The sequence below is a fragment of the Enterococcus sp. MSG3290 genome (assembly GCF_050555565.1).
Lineage (GTDB): Bacteria > Bacillota > Bacilli > Lactobacillales > Enterococcaceae > Enterococcus_B > Enterococcus_B faecium.
The window spans coordinates 1,452,434-1,472,122 of sequence record NZ_CP187862.1 but is presented as its reverse complement, the minus strand read 5'-3'; the positions used below and the strand labels follow the sequence as shown (position 1 = coordinate 1,472,122).

The 19,689-nt window shown below is 38.4% G+C and carries 20 protein-coding genes and 1 other RNA gene; 15 read left to right on the top strand and 6 right to left on the bottom strand.

The window, feature by feature from the left end:
* Positions 1 to 13 precede the first annotated feature (13 nt).
* The gene (locus IGL31_RS07015; RefSeq protein WP_002295813.1) at positions 14 to 526 is read left to right on the top strand and encodes an adenine phosphoribosyltransferase; all 513 of its coding nucleotides are present in this window, start codon (positions 14 to 16) and stop codon (positions 524 to 526) included.
* A 288-nt stretch (positions 527 to 814) separates the two neighbouring features.
* Here the strand turns inward: IGL31_RS07015 and IGL31_RS07010 are convergent, their stop codons facing one another.
* Together IGL31_RS07010 and lexA are read right to left on the bottom strand one after the other, a co-directional pair.
* Positions 815 to 1,033: a hypothetical protein gene (locus IGL31_RS07010; RefSeq protein WP_002297436.1), complete on the bottom strand. Its 219-nt coding sequence runs from the start codon at positions 1,031 to 1,033 to the stop codon at positions 815 to 817.
* 178 nt (positions 1,034 to 1,211) lie between these two features.
* Positions 1,212 to 1,835: a transcriptional repressor LexA gene (lexA, locus tag IGL31_RS07005; protein WP_002296572.1), complete on the bottom strand. Its 624-nt coding sequence runs from the start codon at positions 1,833 to 1,835 to the stop codon at positions 1,212 to 1,214.
* Between the two features lie 146 nt (positions 1,836 to 1,981).
* Here lexA and IGL31_RS07000 point away from each other — a divergent pair, with 146 nt between their 5' ends.
* The 8 genes from IGL31_RS07000 to IGL31_RS06965 all read left to right on the top strand — a co-directional run bounded on the left by IGL31_RS07000 (position 1,982) and on the right by IGL31_RS06965 (position 9,963).
* Positions 1,982 to 2,233, top strand: a complete 252-nt coding sequence (locus tag IGL31_RS07000) for a DUF896 family protein (RefSeq protein ID WP_002295816.1) — start codon at positions 1,982 to 1,984, stop codon at positions 2,231 to 2,233.
* A 101-nt stretch (positions 2,234 to 2,334) separates the two neighbouring features.
* Positions 2,335 to 4,332, top strand: a complete 1,998-nt coding sequence (tkt, locus tag IGL31_RS06995; RefSeq protein WP_086300103.1) for a transketolase — start codon at positions 2,335 to 2,337, stop codon at positions 4,330 to 4,332.
* A 245-nt stretch (positions 4,333 to 4,577) separates the two neighbouring features.
* Complete coding sequence (locus IGL31_RS06990; RefSeq protein WP_081156349.1) at positions 4,578 to 5,465, top strand: glucosaminidase domain-containing protein; 888 nt, start codon at positions 4,578 to 4,580, stop codon at positions 5,463 to 5,465.
* Positions 5,466 to 5,604: 139 nt separating this feature from the next.
* Positions 5,605 to 6,531, top strand: a complete 927-nt coding sequence (gene cysK, locus IGL31_RS06985) for a cysteine synthase A (protein WP_081156350.1) — start codon at positions 5,605 to 5,607, stop codon at positions 6,529 to 6,531.
* Between the two features lie 235 nt (positions 6,532 to 6,766).
* Positions 6,767 to 7,213, top strand: coding sequence for a Fur family transcriptional regulator (locus IGL31_RS06980; RefSeq protein WP_002289542.1), 447 nt, complete (start codon positions 6,767 to 6,769; stop codon positions 7,211 to 7,213).
* A gap of 272 nt (positions 7,214 to 7,485) precedes the next feature.
* Positions 7,486 to 8,838 (top strand): NADH oxidase, encoded by a 1,353-nt coding sequence (locus IGL31_RS06975; protein ID WP_002330194.1) that lies wholly within the window; start codon positions 7,486 to 7,488, stop codon positions 8,836 to 8,838.
* Between the two features lie 168 nt (positions 8,839 to 9,006).
* The gene (locus IGL31_RS06970) at positions 9,007 to 9,294 is read left to right on the top strand and encodes a DUF5960 family protein (RefSeq protein ID WP_002289544.1); all 288 of its coding nucleotides are present in this window, start codon (positions 9,007 to 9,009) and stop codon (positions 9,292 to 9,294) included.
* Positions 9,295 to 9,519: 225 nt separating this feature from the next.
* Complete coding sequence (locus IGL31_RS06965; protein WP_002289545.1) at positions 9,520 to 9,963, top strand: MarR family winged helix-turn-helix transcriptional regulator; 444 nt, start codon at positions 9,520 to 9,522, stop codon at positions 9,961 to 9,963.
* A gap of 5 nt (positions 9,964 to 9,968) precedes the next feature.
* Here IGL31_RS06965 and IGL31_RS06960 read toward each other — a convergent pair whose 3' ends face one another.
* Positions 9,969 to 11,153: a tetracycline resistance MFS efflux pump gene (locus IGL31_RS06960; RefSeq protein WP_002297435.1), complete on the bottom strand. Its 1,185-nt coding sequence runs from the start codon at positions 11,151 to 11,153 to the stop codon at positions 9,969 to 9,971.
* A 268-nt stretch (positions 11,154 to 11,421) separates the two neighbouring features.
* Between IGL31_RS06960 and IGL31_RS06955 the strand changes: the two genes are divergently transcribed.
* Positions 11,422 to 12,120, top strand: coding sequence for a DnaD domain-containing protein (locus IGL31_RS06955; RefSeq protein WP_002289610.1), 699 nt, complete (start codon positions 11,422 to 11,424; stop codon positions 12,118 to 12,120).
* Positions 12,121 to 12,126: 6 nt separating this feature from the next.
* Positions 12,127 to 12,804, top strand: coding sequence for an endonuclease III (gene nth, locus IGL31_RS06950; protein ID WP_002296097.1), 678 nt, complete (start codon positions 12,127 to 12,129; stop codon positions 12,802 to 12,804).
* A 125-nt stretch (positions 12,805 to 12,929) separates the two neighbouring features.
* Here nth and IGL31_RS06945 read toward each other — a convergent pair whose 3' ends face one another.
* From IGL31_RS06945 to recU, 3 genes are all read right to left on the bottom strand, one after another.
* Complete coding sequence (locus IGL31_RS06945) at positions 12,930 to 13,463, bottom strand: hypothetical protein (RefSeq protein WP_016629411.1); 534 nt, start codon at positions 13,461 to 13,463, stop codon at positions 12,930 to 12,932.
* A 296-nt stretch (positions 13,464 to 13,759) separates the two neighbouring features.
* Entirely contained in the window at positions 13,760 to 16,141 is a 2,382-nt protein-coding gene (locus IGL31_RS06940; RefSeq protein WP_002289606.1) for a PBP1A family penicillin-binding protein, read from the bottom strand.
* The gene (gene recU / locus IGL31_RS06935; RefSeq protein ID WP_002289604.1) at positions 16,131 to 16,778 is read right to left on the bottom strand and encodes a Holliday junction resolvase RecU; all 648 of its coding nucleotides are present in this window, start codon (positions 16,776 to 16,778) and stop codon (positions 16,131 to 16,133) included. The genes IGL31_RS06940 and recU overlap by 11 nt, the downstream gene beginning before the upstream one ends.
* A 63-nt stretch (positions 16,779 to 16,841) precedes the next feature.
* On the opposite strand from recU, the gene IGL31_RS06930 reads away from it, so the two are divergent.
* The 4 genes from IGL31_RS06930 to IGL31_RS06915 all read left to right on the top strand — a co-directional run bounded on the left by IGL31_RS06930 (position 16,842) and on the right by IGL31_RS06915 (position 19,654).
* On the top strand, positions 16,842 to 17,381 hold the full coding sequence (locus IGL31_RS06930; protein ID WP_002318743.1) for a DUF1273 domain-containing protein: 540 nt from the start codon (positions 16,842 to 16,844) through the stop codon (positions 17,379 to 17,381).
* 89 nt (positions 17,382 to 17,470) lie between these two features.
* Positions 17,471 to 17,890: a cell division regulator GpsB gene (gene gpsB, locus IGL31_RS06925; protein ID WP_002295835.1), complete on the top strand. Its 420-nt coding sequence runs from the start codon at positions 17,471 to 17,473 to the stop codon at positions 17,888 to 17,890.
* Between the two features lie 21 nt (positions 17,891 to 17,911).
* Positions 17,912 to 18,279, top strand: an RNA gene (rnpB, locus tag IGL31_RS06920) — RNase P RNA component class B.
* A gap of 208 nt (positions 18,280 to 18,487) precedes the next feature.
* On the top strand, positions 18,488 to 19,654 hold the full coding sequence (locus IGL31_RS06915; RefSeq protein ID WP_002295837.1) for a THUMP domain-containing class I SAM-dependent RNA methyltransferase: 1,167 nt from the start codon (positions 18,488 to 18,490) through the stop codon (positions 19,652 to 19,654).
* Positions 19,655 to 19,689: the final 35 nt, after the last annotated feature.

Below are 19,689 nucleotides of genomic sequence, written 5' to 3'. Positions count from 1 at the left end.
GAGGAAACAAAGAGTGGATTTAAAAGATTATATTGCCAGTATTCCCGACTATCCGTCAAAAGGAATTGTGTTTCGAGATATTTCCCCACTGATGGCAGATGGTGACGCTTATCGGGAAGCTACGAAGCAAATCGTAAATTATGCAAAAGAAAAACGAATTGATATGGTAGTTGGGCCAGAAGCCCGTGGATTCATCGTAGGATGTCCTGTTGCTTATGAGTTAGGAGTCGGTTTTGCCCCAGTCCGCAAAAAAGGGAAGTTACCTCGAGAAACCATCGAAGTGACTTATGGATTAGAATATGGAACAGATACATTGACATTGCATAAGGATGCCATTAAACCAGGTCAACGTGTGCTGATTTGTGACGATTTGCTAGCTACTGGAGGAACAATCAAAGCGACGATCGAACTGATCGAACAATTAGGCGGTGTAGTCGTAGGCTGCGCATTTTTGATCGAATTGATGGATCTCCATGGACGCGACAAAATCAAAGGATATGACATCATTACATTAATGGAATATTAAGCAGAAAAAAGAAGCTATTCTTGATGTTATTCTTAAAGAAGCGATTTTAAAGCGACCCTCAAAAGTCAGATTCTCTATCTGACTTTTGAGGGTCGCTATTTTTTTATAAATGGAAACAAGCAAAGACCAGTAGAAGTTTAAAAAATCACTTTTTCCGCAATTTGACTTAATACCGAAAAAATGGCTTTAGAACACCGTTTATTCGAAAAAAGGATGTGACCGATTTTTTGTCACACCCCCGTAAAAGTTTAACTTCTTGTCTTTTGAATAATTAGCAGTCAATCCTTATTATGATTGCCTGGATCTGTAGTAGGGCTCATGATAGAAATGATCTTCATGAATTCTGCGCCGCTCAGATTGACGGTACTTCTTTTCATCCCACAACATGAACCACAAAGTAAATAACGGAACAAACACAAGTAAAGCTGGACGTATGCCGAAATTACCAATAATAATACCTAAAAACAAAACAGTTAATACTAAGCCAAGACGTCTCATTGATTTCATGAATTCTCACCTCGTTAATTTATGCGAACAATTGTTCGTATATTTAGTATACGAATATTTGTTCGGTTTGTAAAGAGGGAAGTGATAAAAATTTGAAAGAAGAAGAACCCGGGCGAAAAAAGAGTTTGAGACCATCGTCTCAAACTCTTTTTAAAAAGTTTTCTTTTATTAGTAGCAATTAATAGATATGACTACGATAAAGTCCTACTACTCGTCCTAATATAGATACTTGATCTAAGATGATTGGTTCGAGCAAGTCGTTTTCAGGCTGCAGACGGAAAAAGTTTTTTTCTTTATAGAATCGTTTGCAAGTCGCTTCGTCCTCGGCAGTCATTGCAATGACAATATCGCCATTTTGAGCAGTTTCTTGCTTCCGAACGATCACGTTGTCACCATCCAAGATCCCAGCATTGATCATACTATCTCCACGAATTGTCAGCATAAAGAGACTGCCTTCTTCGGAAGAAAGATTAGGAGGGATTGGAAAGAAGTCTGAAGCATCCTCTACTGCTAAAATGGGTTCTCCAGCTGTTACGACGCCAAGTACTGGAATAGTTGTTGGACGAATCCCAATCTTTTCTAAACCTTGTTTTGTCAACTCGATTGCACGAGGTTTCGTCGGATCTCTTTGGATAAACCCTTTTTTTTCAAGCCGTGCAAGATGACCGTGAACAGTAGAAGTAGAAGAAAGCTGAACAGCTTCCCCGATTTCACGGACAGTCGGCGGGTATCCTTTTTGGGTTACTTGTTCATGGATATATCGTAAGACTTCGATTTGTCTTGATTCAGTTTGTCGGGCCACAAGGTACACCTTCTTTCACTTGATAAATAAATAGTACCATATAAAAAGCGCTAAATCAAACGAATGTTCGTATTTTATTTAGTTTATCTAGTTGTTTTTTTTTCAGTTTTTATATAATATGAAGGAGAGTAAAAGGAGGGCTGAGCATGCTGTCACCTGAAAAAATAGAGCGGATCAATGAACTTGCACGTAAAAAGAAGGAAAATGGTCTCTCAAAAGCCGAAGAACAAGAACAAATCAACTTACGCAAAGAGTATTTGGAAGCTTTTCGTTCCGGTATGCGTCATCATATCGAAGGAATGAAAGTCGTCGATCCTGAGGGGAATGACGTGACCCCGGAAAAATTAAAAGAAATCCAAAAGAAAAAAGGCTTACACAACCGAAATGACAACTTTTAGTAAAAAATACTGAAAAAGATTGCTTTTTCGTGTGACATCTTATAGAATGAAAGTGTAAGAAATAAAGGTAAAAAAAACCTAAATTAATAGGAGGGGTTATTTTGTTTGACAAAATTGACCAACTTGGCGTTAACACAATTCGTACATTAAGTATTGAAGCAGTCCAAAAAGCAAACTCAGGACATCCTGGATTGCCGATGGGCGCAGCACCTATGGCATATGCGTTATGGACAAAACACCTGAAAGTAAATCCAACGACATCAAAAAACTGGGCTGACCGCGACCGTTTCGTTCTTTCGGCAGGACATGGGTCAGCAATGTTGTATAGCTTGCTTCATTTAGCTGGCTATCAAGTGACAATCGATGATTTGAAACAATTCCGTCAATGGGATTCTAAAACACCAGGACATCCTGAAGTACATCATACAGATGGTGTAGAAGCCACTACAGGGCCATTAGGACAAGGGATTGCAATGGCTGTCGGTATGGCAATGGCAGAAGCGCACCTTGCAGCAACGTATAACAAAGAAAACTTTAATGTGATGGATCACTATACGTATGCAATATGCGGTGACGGAGACTTGATGGAAGGGGTATCTCAAGAAGCAAGTTCGATGGCAGGTCATATGAAACTAGGGAAATTGATCGTTTTATACGATTCAAACGATATTTCACTAGACGGTCCAACTTCAAAAGCTTTCACAGAAAACGTTGGTGCTCGCTATGAAGCATATGGCTGGCAACATATCTTAGTGAAAGACGGAAATGACCTAGAAGCAATCTCTAAAGCGATTGAAGAAGCAAAAGCTGAAACAGACAAACCAACATTGATCGAAGTAAAAACAGTCATCGGCTATGGTGCTCCTAAAGAAGGAACATCTGCTGTTCATGGTGCTCCTCTTGGTGAAGATGGCATCAAGATGGCTAAAGAAGTTTATAGTTGGGAGTATCCAGATTTCACTGTTCCAGAAGAAGTAGCTGCCCGCTTCCATCAAACGATGATAGAAGAAGGACAAAAAGCTGAAGATGCATGGAATGAAATGTTTGCCAATTATAAAAAAGCTTATCCTGAATTAGCACAACAATTTGAAGATGCTTTTGATGGCAAACTACCAGAAAACTGGGATGCAGAATTGCCAACTTATGAAGTTGGAAGCAGTCAAGCAAGCCGTGTTTCAAGTAAAGAAGTCATCCAAGAATTATCGAAAGCTATACCAAGCTTCTGGGGTGGTTCAGCGGACTTGTCAGGTTCCAATAATACAATGGTGGCTGCAGATAAAGATTTCACTCCTGAACATTATGAAGGACGCAACATCTGGTTCGGTGTCCGCGAATTTGCAATGGCTTCGGCTATGAATGGTATCCAACTTCATGGCGGAACTCGTATCTACGGTGGAACATTCTTTGTCTTTGTCGATTATCTAAGACCAGCAGTTCGTTTAGCAGCAATCCAACATACTCCTGTTGTTTACGTCTTAACACATGACTCGGTTGCTGTCGGAGAAGACGGACCAACGCACGAACCGATTGAACAACTAGCATCTGTTCGCTGCATGCCTGGTGTTCAAGTGATTCGTCCGGCAGACGGAAATGAAACACGTGCTGCTTGGAAAGTAGCGATGGAGACAACAGATGCGCCTACTATCCTTGTATTGAGTCGTCAAAACCTTCCAGTATTGCCTTCTACAAAAGAAGTAGCAGATGAAATGGTGAAAAAAGGCGCGTATGTTCTTTCTCCATCACAAGGAGAAACACCAGAAGGTATTTTGATTGCAACAGGTTCTGAAGTTGATTTGGCTGTGAAAGCTCAAAAAGAATTGGCTGAAAAAGGCAAAGATGTTTCTGTTGTTTCTATGCCAAGCTTTGACCTCTTTGAAAAACAATCTTCTGAATATAAAGAAAGTGTACTTCCTAAATCAGTGAAGAAACGTGTGGCTATCGAAGCTGCTGCATCATTTGGATGGGAACGCTACGTAGGAACAGAGGGCGCAACGATTACAATCGATCATTTCGGTGCATCTGCCCCTGGCACTAAAATTTTAGAAGAATTTGGATTTACAGTAGAAAATGTCGTGAATACGTACAATCAACTATCATAGATCCAAGCAATTGTTTGACTGATAAGAACAGCTGTCTGCAAGATGGAGACAGCTGTTCTTTATGTGTTAGAAGAATAAATCAATATTACTTTTCGTTTTCGGCTATGTTACATTTAAATGACAAAACAAAGAATTCTTCGGATTAGTTTGTGTTTCTTGAGAATTAAAAGTATAATTTAATTAATTAAGTTTGTTTTAAGAAGAGAACTTTTTATTAAGTTTTTTTATTTTGAGGAGGAATTTGAATGCAAGAGCTGAAGACCCGCAGTGCCCGACACCATAGACCTAAAAGAAAAATGGTGATCAATAAAAAAGCGATTGCTCCTTTAATTGGAACGAGTCTTTTAGTTGGGCCGATGATGGTTACAGCGTTACCGCAACATGTTCATGCAGATGAACAAGGATCTCAAACAGTCGCTGATCCTCAAGCGTTTATCGATCAAATCGGCTGGTCTGCGTCAGAAGTTGCTGCAAGTAATGACTTGTATGCTTCAGTCATGATCGCTCAAGCGTTGTTGGAAAGTGCATATGGCACTTCCGGATTAGCTAGTGCGCCAAATTATAATCTATTCGGTGTGAAAGGAAGCTATAACGGACAGGTCGTTTATATGGCAACCAAAGAATATGTAAACGGACAATGGGTAACGATGAATGAACCATTCCGAAAATATTCTTCTTATTGGGAATCCTTCCAAGACCATGCGAATGTTCTTCGTTCAACCAGTTTTTCCACGGGCGATTATCATTATGCTGGCGTGTGGAAAAGCAATACAACAAGTTTTTATGATGCAACAGCGTACTTGACAGGTCGTTATGCTACCGATCCAAATTATGGGGCCAAATTGAACTCATTGATTAATACTTATAATTTAACCCGTTTTGATACGCCATCAACAGGTTCGGCTACAACAACCACAAGTACAACAACAACGACTACTACGACGACTTCAACGTCATCATCTTCAACAACAGATGTAAATACAAATAATGGTCAGACATATACAGTCGTGTCAGGTGATACGCTATGGGATATTGCACAAAAATTTGGCATGTCTGTTGATGATCTAATGGCGAAAAATGGCATGTCTATGTCCAGTTATTCTTTATTAGTTGGTCAAGAACTAAACGTTTGATTTAGATAAAAAGGCAAAGAAACTACCATATATGGTATATCTTTGTCTTTTTTTTGCTAGTCAAAGACGAATCACTCGCCATAAATGAACAGATTGTATTATGATAAGTAAGAAGAGCAAAGACAAGGAGGAATTGAAGATGACAGCTATCTATAACTCAGTCACCGAATTGATTGGCAAAACGCCAATCGTCAAATTAAATAAAATCGTACCAGAAGATTCAGCAGATATTTTTGTAAAGCTTGAGTTTTTTAATCCAGGAGGAAGTGTAAAAGATCGTATTGCTTTAAGTATGATAGAAAAAGCAGAACACGATGGTCTACTGAAACCAGGTGATACTATCATTGAACCTACTTCTGGAAATACAGGAATCGGATTGTCGATGGTAGGAGTTGCAAAAGGATATAAAGTAATCATCGTGATGCCTGAGACGATGAGTATCGAAAGACGTTTATTGATGAAAGGGTACGGCGCAGAGTTGATTTTGACTCCTGGTGCGGATGGTATTTCTGGATCAATCAGAGAAGCAGAACGTTTGGCAAAAGAAAACGGCTACTTTTTACCATTACAATTTGAAAATGAAGCAAATCCTCTTGTGCATGAGAAGACGACTGGTCCTGAGATACATCAAGCATTTGGAGTAAATGGCTTGGATGCGTTTGTTGCAGGTATCGGTACAGGAGGAACGATCACTGGCGCTGGCCGAGAATTAAAACGTGTGTATCCGAAAATCGAATTAATCGGGGTAGAACCAGCAGAATCTGCTATTTTAGAAGGGAAAGAAGCGGGACCTCACAAAATCCAAGGAATCGGTACAGGTTTTGTTCCTAAAACACTGGATACTTCTGTGTATGATAAAGTCCTTTCTATTAGTGGAGACGAAGCGATGGAAACAGCTAGAGAAGTTGGGCGAAAAGAAGGGATTTTAGTAGGCATCTCATCTGGCGCTGCAATTGCTGCCGCGCTAAAAGTCGCAAAAGAATTAGGAAAAGGCAAGAAGGTATTAGCTGTGGTTCCAGACAATGGTGAACGTTATTTATCTACAGCCCTTTACCAAGAGATATAAGGCACTTGGTTTTTCTCCAGATAGGTTTATGTAAAAAACTTTTAAAGATGAAAAGAACACACAAAAATTTATGATGAGAAAAATTATTTGAATAGAGACGTAGAATAGTGAACGCGACTGTTTTACGTCTTTTTTCATTAAAATACAATAAAATTGAATTTTCTTTTCATGTTAAGTGGATTTTAAAATGTAAAAATAGTATGATAAGACGAGAATAACAACGTGGGGTGTTTACATGGAAAATAAGTTAGTCGAAGAGGTTATCGAAAAGTTAAAAAAAGAGAACATTCGAATCACACCTCAACGGTACGCGGTTTTAGAATATTTGATTGAACATCATTCCCATCCAACGGCTGATGAGATTTATAAAGCACTTGAACATCGGTTTCCAAATATGAGTGTTGCGACTGTTTACAATAACCTTCGCTTATTTACTTCGATTGGATTTGTTCAAGAAATGAAGTACGGCGATGCTTCTAGCCGATTTGATTTCAGTTCAAAGCGTCATTATCATGTAATTTGTGAAAACTGCGGTAAGATTGTTGATTTTCATTACCCAGGGCTTGAAGATATAGAAATGGCTGCGAGCAGACTGACTGATTTTGAGATTAATGAACATCGGTTGGAATTGTATGGACTCTGTCCGGATTGTAAAGAGTCAGCAAAAAAGGCGCAAATGTAAAAACAGTTTCTACAAGTGTTATACCTAAAAAAAGCTAGCTGTGTAAAAAAAACGCTAGCTTTTTTATTTTTTTGTCTTTTATTCACAATCTTAGATATCAAAGTGAATATTATCACAATAGGAATCTTGTAGATATTGGGTTCTTATGCTTGAAAAGGAATGAAACTACAAACAAACCTTTGTGAATTCACAAGCATTAAACTGTTGTATCCGTTTTATTTCTGTTATAGTAGTTTTGTCGAAGGACAAAATGTTAATCGGAGGGACCATAAATGAAAGTAGTAGTAATTGGCTGTACTCATGCAGGTACTGCAGCTGTAAAAAGTATTTTAAAAAATCATCCAGAAGCAGAAGTGACAGTATATGAAAGAAATGACAATATTTCTTTCTTATCTTGCGGTATCGCACTTTATGTCGGCGGAGTAGTAAAGGACCCAGCAGGCTTGTTCTACTCAAATCCTGAAGAATTATCTTCATTAGGAGCAACAGTTAAAATGGAACACGATGTAACAGACGTCGATACAGAAAATAAAACAGTAACGGCAAAAGATCTGAAAACAGGAGAAACAGAAACGGTTTCTTATGATAAATTAGTGATGACAACTGGTTCATGGCCTATTATCCCACCGATTAGTGGAATCGATGCGAAAAATGTACTCCTATGCAAAAACTACAATCAAGCAAATGAAATTATTGCACAAGCGAAAGAAGCAAAACGTGTAGTAATTGTTGGTGGTGGATATATCGGTATTGAATTAGTAGAAGCTTTTGTCGAATCTGGAAAACAAGTGACATTGATTGATGGATTAGATCGCATCTTGAATAAATATCTAGATAAACCATTCACAGATATCTTAGAAAAAGAATTGACAGACCGCGGTGTTACTCTTGCGCTAGGCGAAAATGTTACTGAATTTATCACAGATGAAGAAGGAAAAGTGAAACAAGTAGCTACACCAACAGATACATTTGATACAGATATGGTCATTTTATGTGTGGGCTTCCGTCCAAATACAAAACTGATCGAAGGAAAAGTAGATACACTGCCAAACGGGGCAATCAAAGTGAATGAATACATGCAGACAAGTGATCCAGACATTTTTGCAGCTGGAGACTCTGCAGTAGTCAACTACAATCCAAGTGGCACGCAAAACTATATTCCTTTGGCAACAAATGCCGTGCGTCAAGGTTTGCTTGTGGGAAATAACTTGACAGATCATAAAATGGCGTATCGTGGTACTCAAGGAACTTCAGGACTTTACCTATTTGGCTGGACGATCGGTTCGACAGGTGTGACCAAAGAAAGCGCAACTTTGAACGATTTAGAAGTCCAAGCGACTGTATTTGAAGATAATTATCGTCCAGAGTTCATGCCAACTACTGAAAAAGTAATGATGGAGCTAGTCTATGAAAAAGGAACGAATCGTATCGTAGGTGCTCAGTTCATGTCCAAATACGACATTACACAATCAGCAAATACCATGTCTTTAGCTGTTCAAAATAAAATGACTGTAGAAGATCTCGCACTTTCAGATTTCTTCTTCCAACCACATTTTGACCGCCCTTGGAATTACTTGAACCTACTTGCACAAGCAGCGCTAGGCGAAATCGAAACTGCACAATAAAGAAAAGGGTTGTGACACAATTTTGTCACGACCCTCTGTCTTTTTTGTGAAAAGTACAATTAGTTGTCTTTCTTCGAATTTTTTGTCACAATAAGCAGCAAAGATAAAGCTGTTACATAAAAGAACAAGCAGCTTTATTTGATTTTGAAAAGAAAGGTGAGAAAGAAGATGAATAAAGAATATTTTGTCCAACAAGATGCATTTTTAGAAGATTATAAAAGTGCTTCGAAGAAATCAACGATCAATATTGATGAGTTGGCAGATCAAGTACTCTCTCAGTTGAATGAAACGCAAGAGGAATATTACACGATGCCAGCAAAAGACGCCAAAGATAATGTTTCTCATCGTTTTCCTTTCAGTAGACGCATCTACTCAGATGAAAATGACGGCACATTGAATACAGAGTACACATATGAAGGTCAGCCGTATGTGCTAGAAACTGATGATGATCTTTAAAGACAGTTTTTGAAAAGGCCGCTCATCCTTAAGTGATGACAAAAAATCATCACAATTACCGATGACTGTCTCTTTACTATCTTTTAATCAGAAAAAGGGGTTATGACAAGCTTTGTCAACCCCTTTTTTTCTTGGTTTCAGATTGGGTTTTCCTACAAAATATTTTTATCTTTGTTGAATAGGAAACAAAAAAACAATATAATGAAAGAAAAAGAAGGTGTAGAAATGGATAAAAGACAACTGCTAATAGAAGAATATCTGGATTTAGCTAATGAGATTATTCATCGTAATAAACCAGAAATGGAAAAAGAATTTGCAGGATTTACTCTAAATGAACTAGAAGTGATTGAACATATCGGGAAAATCCCTGATCCTAACGTGACAAAATTAGCGAATGCTAGTTACATGACTAGAGGAGCCATCAGTAAGCTAACAAAAAAACTGATAGCTAGAGGGATCATAAACACTTATCAAAGCGAAGAGAATAAAAAAGAAATCTATTTTCAATTGACGCCAATCGGACAAAAAATAAGGAATAGACACGAGCAACTCCATCAAAAATGGGTACAGCGAGATGCTACTGTATTTGAAAATATGTCAAAAGAAGAATTTGACACAGTATTTCGTTTTATCGGTCGATACAGAGAATTTATACGAAGTAGCAAATGAAGCTACTATTTTTTATTGTAGTGATAATAGGCAAAAATCATAAGCAAAAATCCGAATACCGTCGGAAGAAATGGTGCTGCAGCATAAAGCTGTCCTGCGATTAGCGGGCCGATGACGCGCGATAGAGATTGTATACTTTGGGTACCGCCCATTACAAGACCTTGCTGGTTATCTGAGACAGAATTGGATAGTTGGCCATTGAATACAGGAGTAAAAATAGAATCACCGAAACCATAACAGATAATCCCAAATAAAAACAAAATCGGCAGTAGAAGAATTCCAGATAATGTGATGAATAGATAGGCGAGGATTTCACTGAACATCCCTATTCTTGTGATCTGCTGTTCTGAAAATTTTTTGAGCAATCGAGGCATAATGAACAATTGCGAGACAGTATCCAAGATTCCAATCAAAGAGAAGCTTAAACCAACCAACCCAGCCTTCCACTGAAAGGCGTCAATCGAAAATTGAGAAAAGATAGATTGAAGAGAGCCAGCTGCCAACCAAACAGCAAAACCTGCTGTCAATAAAGGAATAACGGATGAAATCTTGAATAATTGTTGTAATTGGTGAAAAGGTCTTACATGGGAGAAACTTAAATCTACTGAACGTTTTTTTATTGGAAGGCTTTCTAGCATAAATGTGTAGCCATAAACGGCATTTAAGAAAGTAAAGAGTGCTCCAATAAATATAGGAACAGAATTCCCCAACTCAGCTAATAGACCCCCTATAATAGGACCCAGCGTTGTTCCTATACCGACTAAAGCACCCATCCATCCAAAAACTTTGGTTCTTTCATTAGGTTCCGTGATGTCGGCAAAGTAAGCATATAAGGTGGAGATTTCTCCTGCCGTCAATCCTTCAATGATACGACCAAGGAACAACATCCATATCGAATTTCCTAAACCAAAAAGCAAATATCCGATACTTGATCCTAATAAACTGATAATAAGGATCGGACGACGCCCAAAATGATCACTTAAGCTACCGAGAATGGGGGCAGATAAGAAGGCAGCTAGAGCATAAACAGACATGAGCAAAGTGATATAGAAAGCTTGCTGATGTATGGAGTGAGAATAAGGCAGCGTTAAAAACGGAAGTACAGGACTGACGATAGTAAATCCTAATCCAGTGAATAAGACAGAGACGTATCCAAAAACTTTAGAATGTTTATTTGTGAAACTGTACATGTAAAAACTCCTTTATGCAATAATGTTAACTTGGAAACAAAAATAGTGTATAGTAATTTTGTTTCCTTGTCAACATTCTAAGAAACAGCGAAATCTACTTAATTTATTTATTCCGAAAAGTGAAGATGCGCATCAAAAACATGAACAAACAAAAATCAAGTAGACTGACATTGTAAATCTGACCGATCAGTGAAGTAAATAGAAAAGAAACCTGTTCTTGCTTCCCATGTTTTTTTTACGTATACTGTGATTGAGCGGAGGAGAAATCATGTTGAATTTAGAAAATTACTTAAGCGCTGGACAAACAGTTATATCTAATCTTTTACTTAAAAATTACCATAGGATCGGTCTACAATCTGAAGAATTTTTATTTGTTCTACAGTTGCATATGGCACAGCTTGAAGGAGATACTTTCCCTGATTTGCAGATGATTGCTATGGATATGGGAATCAAGCAAGATCAGATTTTTCAAATACTGGATCGTCTCGTAACAAATGGATTTATCAAGATAGAAACGACGATTGTCAACGGTAAAAAAGCAGATCGATATAATCTTTACCCCATCTATGATCTATTAGGTGAGTATTTAAAAACACAAGAAAAAAAATACGAAGAAAAAACACAAGAAAAAGAAATCCAGTCAGTGTATCAATTATTTGAACAAGAATTTGGACGCCCGCTTTCTTCGATCGAGTTCCAGCGAATCGGTCAATGGCTAGAAGAAGACCATTATCAGCCGGAAATTTTGAAACTAGCACTGCGGGAAGCCGTATTAAATCAGGCTTATAGTTTTAATTACGTTGACCGCATTTTGCTATCGTGGGAAAGAAAAAATCTACGTACAAAACAACAAGTGGAAGAAGACCAAAAACGAAGAAAACAGCAGCTTCTTCAAAGAGAAGTAGAACAGTCAGCTCAACAAGAAGAATTGCCGAAAGTCTCACTGAAAAATTGGTTGGAGGAGTAGCGGAATATGTTAAGCAAACAAAAAACAATGGAAGCTCTAGAAACGATGTATGGAATGTTTCCCGAAGCACATGGAGAACTCAAGCACAATAATCCATTTGAGTTATTGATTGCAGTGATCTTAAGTGCCCAGGCGACAGATGTATCAGTGAATAAAGCAACGCCAGATTTGTTTGCCTCTTTTCCGACACCCGATGCGTTAGCAGAAGCTTCAATCGATGAAATCATTCTTAAAATAAAAACGATTGGTTTGTATCGAAATAAAGCAAAAAACATCAAAGCGTGTGCACAGCAGCTGATTGAACGTTTCGATGGGCAAGTACCAACGTCAAGAGAAGAATTGATGTCTCTTCCTGGTGTAGGCAGAAAGACAGCAAATGTCGTATTGGGGGATGCATTCGGGATACCAGCAATCGCAGTAGATACCCACGTGGAACGTGTCTCAAAACGCCTGAGGATCTGCAAACTAGATGCTACGGTCATGGAAGTAGAAGAAACACTGATGCGGAAAGTACCACAAGAATTATGGGTAAAGACACATCATACACTGATTTTTTTTGGTAGATATCATTGCACGGCAAGAAATCCCAAGTGCGAGGTATGTCCTTTGCTATCAATATGTCAAGATGGGAAAAATCGGATGCGTCTAAAAGAAAAGGCACTAAAAAAGAAACCACGCCTGTAGACGTGGTTTCTTTAATTGCAAATAAATGTATGAATTATCTTGTTATTATGGAGAAAAGCTGTTTCGTTTATCTTTTTTGCATGAAAAAGTAAATGTACATACTCAGTAGCTAGGATGGTAACTTATTACAATTTATTGCGATAAAAATAAATGTTGTTATTTTTCTTGGGAAAATACCCGATGTAGAAAATAATGCCTTCCAATATACCTATAAAATAAGTCCAGTATTCCAAAGGATTATATAAATAAGTGACGTATCTATCTAAAGGTGTAATAAAAATGATAAGTGATAATAAAAAAATACCATTTATAACTAAACATAAACTAATGGATTTGGGCGGTTTCAGGCTCATCAGAAAAATATAGATTCTGGTGAACAACAACCATAAAAAAGTGAGAATCATTGCATGAGAGCTTCTTTCCATAAATTTTCCTTTAAGAGTAGTGCTTAAAAGTACAGAAAAAATAATAAATGCAAGGATAGGAGCAATTAAAGTAAATTTATTTAATAATAAACTAAATTTTTCAGCTTTTTTATTCTTGGAATAACGAGGTATTGTTTTCGATAAAAAAAGATGGTGCAGACAAATTATGATAATTAAGCATACTATCAGATAACTCAAAATGAAGCCTTCTTTCAAAAAATTATTCAAAACCATATATTGTATTTTTTATTTGATAATAACAATGGGATTATTAAGAAGTGGCGCTAAATAAAAGACTAGTGTGTATTTAGCCGATTTAATTATAAACAAGTAAATGGATAAAGTATATGTAATGATAAAAGAAAAATGGATTTTCTAATTTTTAAGCTAAATGTTAGATCACACATGTATATGCTGGATAGTCTTATAAAAAATCATGTAATACAGCTTGGTACATGATTTTTATTTGTAGCTGTTTTTTACATAGACACAAAAAAGAAACCACGCTTGTAGACGTGGTTTCTTTTTTACTATCTGTTTCCAGAAGCTGAGGTGCTGCTGGATGGTGTATGGTCATTTGCAGCATCCGCTCCGCTAGTTGCTGGCTCACTGGAAGAAGCAGGAGGAGCAGATGAAGACGGTGTCGAGCTTTCTTCGGATGAAGAAGAAGGAACCGTTGTTGAAGACGCTGGCTCGCTTGTTTCTGCTGTCGTGCTTTCTTTTGAGGACTCAGCAGTTGATTCGCTTTGACTAGTAGAGCTAGAGCTTTGAGTCGTTGTCTCTGTTGTTGAGCTTCCAGGAGTCTGGACATAGCTGGAAGATGGAATAGTTGTTGATGGTGTAATTGCATTCGATCTAGCTGTATATTGATCTTTGTAGTACAGTTCACCGCCCACACGAATTAATCCGCTTGGCATCTCCCAGTCTGTATTTGTCACGTTAGCTGAAACATACTGCATAAGCTCGCGATAAACATCAGAGGCTACGTGTGACGATTCTGAAGTGACAGGTGTCATTTTTTTATTGTAACCTGTCCACACGGAAATCGAATAATTTGGCGTATAGCCCGCAAATAAGATATCTGGATACACCCCAGAAGAAATACCAAGTTTTGCATACTCGTCATCTGTGTAATTGGATGTTCCGGTCTTGCCGGCTTGATATAACCCAGCGATTTGCGCATTCGTACCAGTTCCTTCAGTGATCGTATCTTTTAAAATGTCTGTGATCATATAAGCTGTTTCTGGAGACATGGCTGTTTTTCCATCTGGCTCATAAGTTTCTTCTGTTCCGTCTTGGAAGACGATTTTATTAACATATTGAGGTTTGTAATAAGTCCCTCCATTGGCGAAAGCCGCATAGGCTGCTGCCATTTTTAAGGAAGAAGCTCCGTATTTTGTCCCATCTTGTTCTTCCGTATTACTAGAGATCGCATTCGATTGATGGATCGTACTGTATTCGATCCCAAGATTTTTTAAGAAAGAAGCCACTTTATCTGAACCGACTTCATTGAATAATTTGACTGCTGGAACATTACGGGATAAGTAAAGTGCTTGGCGTAAAGTAATGGTGCCCATATATTGATTATCCCAGTTTCCTACAGGAGTCGAAGTCCCTTCATAGTTATACGGTGCGTCAGTAATAGTTTTTCCAGTAGAATATTTCAAATATTCAAAAGCTGGTCCGTAATCTGTGACAGGTTTCATCGTAGAACCAAAATCACGGGAAGTATTCACTGCTAAGTTGTTTCCTAAAGTTACGTCTTCTGCGATGTGACGTCCGCCAATCTGGGCTTTTACTTTCCCGGTATTGGTGTCGATAAGGGTGGAGGCAACTTGCATCTCGTCGTCTGGGTAAGAGACATACTGATCCGTGTTGACGATATCATATAGTTTCTTTTGGGCGTCCAGATCCAAATTCGTATAAATCTCTAAACCGTCTGTGTAGACATTCTTATCTGTTTTTTCTTGTACTTCATTGATGACTTCTTTGACATAATTATCGACGATCTTAGTATTGTCATCGGATTGAGTTAGTTCTTGCAGACCATCCGTTACCGGTACATTAACAGCTTGATCATATTCTGTTTGAGAGATTTTTTCGTTTTGAAGCATCGTATACAAAACAGTATCTCGTCTTTTCTTCGCCTGATCTGGATAAACATAAGGATCATAGGCAGAAGGGGCTTGAGGCATCCCAGCAAGCAATGCTGTTTGCGGTAAAGAAAGTTCTGATAATTTCTTGCCAAAGTACATCTCAGAAGCTGTCTCCATCCCGTACAAGCCGTTTGACATATACACTTTATTTACGTAGTAGGTCAAGATCTCTTGTTTCGATTTTTTTTGTTCCAATCTTACAGCCATCCACGCTTCTTGGGCCTTGCGTTTCAGGGTCTGATCCTCGGCACTGGTGGAGAAAAAGGAAAGTTTGATCAATTGCTGTGTCAAAGTACTTCCGCCTTGCAGTCCGCCAGAGGTAAAGTTAGAGAGGGCAGAACCGATGATCCGAATAGGGTCAACCCCGATGTGTTTATAAAAACGGCGATCTTCTACCGACACGATCGCATCTTCTAATGTTTTCGGTAATTCATTCGCAGAAATTTTTTCACGCTTTTCTGCGCCTAAATCTTCGAATAGTTCGCCATCTTGTGTATATAGTTTGGAAGATACGGTAGCGTCTAATTTTTTATCCGTCAATTCGGGCGCATCTTTTGCGTAATACCAGAAAAGTCCTACACCTGCTAAAAAGAGGATACAGAAAAATGAGAGTATTCCTAAAAGGATCTTGATAAATAATCCTTTTTTATGTGTTCCAGAGGACTTTCCAGAACCTTTGCCAGAATTCTTCTTCACACTCTTTTTAGGAGTAGGCTGTTTCTGTCGTCTAGAGCTTCTAGTTTGTTCATTTGCCATTCTTGCTTTCTCCTTCAATAGATAATGTTGATAAATAGAAGTCAACCGCGTCCAAATAAGGAATCCGCGGAGAAATACCAGTTTTGATCTCTATTCCTAGTTCTTCGATCAAAGATAAAGGTAGTGATTTGCGTCCTTTTTCCTTTTGGGCGTCCCAGTAAGCAATCAAATGAACACTATTCAAATAAAAACAGCGCTTCAAAGACGAAAACCATAACAAGACAAAGCAGACCCCATTTTGTTCGAGGCATGCTTTCATATGTTCGATTTGATGGGCATGGAAGTTTTTAAAGGGAAAAGATGTTTTGTTCTTGGTTTCTTTTGCTTCAAAGTCCAAATAAAAGCCTCGATAGACGCCATTATAGTCTGTAGTTGAGGCTTGGGTAAAGTAGGCTTCCTTGATCACAGCAGCACTTCTCTTAGGATAGTCTACTTTCACGATTTGGATAGGGGTAGGCTTTTTATGAATAACCGCCAACCCGCGGGAAAGATAATATTTATTACTTTCATTGATTGCTTCTTCAAAGCGCATCCCCCGATTGCCGAATTCAGTTATCTGATTTCTTTTTTCTTGAATTTTTTCGACGGGAGAGGCATTCTTATAATAAGGTTGGCCATTTGGATAGCGCAATACCATCTTTAATCACACTCCTAGGCCACATTATAGCAAAAAAGCGGATAGAAAGAAAAGGAATCTGAGATGGATAAGTCAAAAGTAATCTATGTGTCTGGGTATCGAAGTTTCGAGCTCGGTGTTTTTAAAGAAAATGATCCTAAAATCCAAGTTGTTAAAAATGTTTTAAAAAAAGAACTCCATCAGTTAGCAGAAGAAGGGCTGGAATGGGTACTTGTCAGTGGGAATTTGGGCGTTGAACTATGGGCTGTGCAAATAGTAGCGGAATTGAAAGAAGAATATCCGGAACTATCCCTTGGTATTTTGTATCCTTTTGCTGATTTTGGTAATAACTGGAATGAAGGGAACCAAGAAAAAAAACAATTAGCAGAACAATTAGCAGATTATGTCGAAGCTGTTAGCCATCAACCCTATCAATCACCTAGTCAGTTAAAGAATCACACTCGTTTTATACTTGAACATACAGTGGGCTGTTTGCTGATCTATGATGAAGAATTCCCTGGAAAAACGAAGTATTTTTTTGAAGATGCACAGAATTACCAAGCAGATCATCCCTACGAAATTCGGCTGATCAGTATGGACGATCTTCAAAATTTTAGTGAATAATCGATATTGTGTTTGATTTATCAACTTTTTTCCTATACAATGAAAAAGGTAGAAATGTTATTACGTAAATGAAAACTAGAGGTGTAAATATGGCGAATTTGGTTTATAGTCCTAAAGACATTTTACAACAAGAATTCAAAACAAAAATGCGCGGCTATGATCCCGTTGAAGTTGATGAATTCTTAGACAATATCATCAAAGATTATGAAACTTACAGCAAAGAACTCCTTGCTTTACAAGAAGAAAACGATCGATTGAGTGCAAAAGTAGCTCAATTATCTAAAACTCAAGGAGCAGCTCAAACACGCGTGCAACAAACAGAGGCACCAAAGAGCGCAGCAGTGACCAATTTTGATATCTTAAAACGCTTGTCAAATCTTGAACGTGAAGTATTTGGTAAAAAGCTTGATCAACAAGCAAGTGCAGTCAAACCAGCACAACCTAATCCAAATAACTACACAAATGCAGACACAAGCTTAGATGATAATGAAAAAACACGTCAATTTTAATTTTTGATTAATGAATTTGCGGTTTTCGGGTAATCGCGGTCTGACTTGATCAGGCTGAGGAAAGTCCATGCTCGCACAGGCTGTGATGCCTGTAGTGTTCGTGCTTAGCGAAACCATAAGCTAAGGTACTCTTTGGAGTAACGGCAGGAAAACAAGCTAAGGCTTCGGCTATGCTTAAGTATCCTTGAAAGTGCCACAGTGACGAAGCGGCTGGGGAAACCCATCCGGTGGAACGCGGTAAACCCCTCGAGCGAGCAACCCAAACAATGGTAGGGGCGCTTTTTGTCTGGAAGAAGAACAGGACAAAAAGGCAGTATAACTGCAGATAGATGGTTACCGCTTTGTTTTTTCTCCCTGGAAAAGCAAAGTACAGAACATGGCTTATAGAAAACCGCAAACATCAGGGAATTAGGTCGTGACAAAAGTAATGCGTTATAAGAAACAAGAAAAACATTTGAAAGCTATTTTTCAATACTTCAGATGAGTCGTTCTTATTACAAAACAAACTTTTGTATCACCGGTTATTCGGAATTTGAGTAAAAGTGTGGGGTAGGACTGATGTCCCACCTCCTTTTTTTATAAATAAGGAGATTGTGTATGGAAAAAAACAGGAAGTTCAACCTCGTCGCAACTGCGGCAAGCGGGCTAGAAGCACTGGTTGGTAAAGAATTAAGAGATCTTGGAATCGAATGCCAAGTTGAGAACGGACGTGCACGTTTTGAAGGAACAATGGAAACGATCGCTACAGCTAATTTATGGTTACGTACAGCAGATCGAGTAAAAATCGTGGTTGGGGAATTCGATGCGTATACGTTTGATGAATTGTTTGAAAACGTAAAAGCATTGCCTTGGGAAGATTTTCTTCCACTAGATGCAGCTTTTCCTGTAGCTGGAAAATCGATCAAGTCGAAACTATATAGCACACCTGATTGCCAAGCGATCACAAAAAAAGCAATCGTTGAACGTCTCCGTACCTATTATCACCGTCCAGCTTCTGTACCACTGACGGAAACTGGCGCACATTTTCAGTTGGAAGTAGCTTTGCTGAAAGACCATGTGATGGTAACTCTGGATACGACAGGACCAAGTTTATTCAAACGTGGTTATCGCTTAGAAAAAGGTGGAGCACCATTGAAAGAAAACATGGCAGCAGCACTTGTTATGTTGACAAATTGGCGAAAAGACCGTCCATTTTATGATCCTGTATGTGGTTCAGGTACGCTTTGTATTGAAGCAGCCTTAATAGGCCATAATATCGCACCAGGATTCAATCGTGAGTTTGCTTGCGAATCTTGGGATTGGTTCAGTCAAGAAATCATGGAAAATGTTCGATCAGCAGCCGAAGAAAAAGCAGATTATGATATTGAATTAGATATTACTGGTTCAGATATCAATGGACGGATGATTGAAATTGCCAAAGCCAATGCAGAAGAAATCGGATTAGGCTCTTCGATTACCTTTAAGCAACAAGCAGTCAAAGACTTCAAAACGGATAAAGAATACGGGGTCATCGTGGCTAACCCGCCTTACGGGGAACGTCTAGGAGAAGAAGAAACCGTTCGAAAATTATATAAAGAAATGGGCGATGTATTCCGTCCATTAAAAACATGGAGTAAATATATCTTGACTAGCGACTTAGCGTTTGAGGAATTTTACGGACAAAAAGCAACCAAAAAAAGAAAATTGTATAATGGTGCTTTGCGTACGGATCTGTTCCAGTATTGGGGAACTCGTCCGCCCAGAAAAAAAGAGAAAGACGAATAATCTTACTAATTGATTCATTCAATTGGATGTTTGGA